This window comes from Streptococcus sp. k-163 (genome assembly GCF_013277555.1).
Classification (GTDB): domain Bacteria; phylum Bacillota; class Bacilli; order Lactobacillales; family Streptococcaceae; genus Streptococcus.
Window position 1 is genome coordinate 1 of sequence record NZ_VMND01000030.1, and the last position, 548, is coordinate 548.

Annotated in this window: 1 pseudogene; it reads right to left on the reverse strand. The window is 41.6% G+C overall.

The features are described from left to right. Nucleotides 1-548 (reverse strand): annotated as a pseudogene (locus HT731_RS09190) (hypothetical protein); the annotation flags it as partial.

A 548-nucleotide genomic window follows, 5' to 3' on the forward strand; every position in this document is an offset into this window, starting at 1 on the left:
TTTCTTAGGAAGTTTGTCATTTGGTACTTTACCTGAACCATCTTTACCGATTTCAACAGTAATTGTGTTTCCATCTTCACCTGGGATTTCTACCTTAGTACCTGGTGGATATGTTCCTCCTCCTGGTTTCTTAGGCGTTACAATCGCATCTCCATTTGGTTGTGGAGTAATTTCAATCTCAACTGGTTTTTCAGTTTCTGGTGTTTCTGGTGTTACCTTAGCTGGTGTTGTTACATTAGGAACTTCCACAGCTGGTTTACCTGGTTCTGTAATCTTACCTGTACCTGGAACATCTTTCTTAGGAAGTTTATCATTTGGTACTTTACCTTTACCATCTTTACCGATTTCAACAGTGATTGGACCATCTTCACCTGGGATTTCTACCGTAGTTCCTGGTGGATATGTTCCTCCTCCTGGTCTCTGCGGTGTTACTGTAACGTCACCTGTCTTAGGATCTGGTTTCAACTCTATTGTTGGTGTCTTACGAGCTGGTGTTGTTACATTCACTGGTTGTGATGGTTTCTTGTTCGGTTCTGTTACTGTTCCTT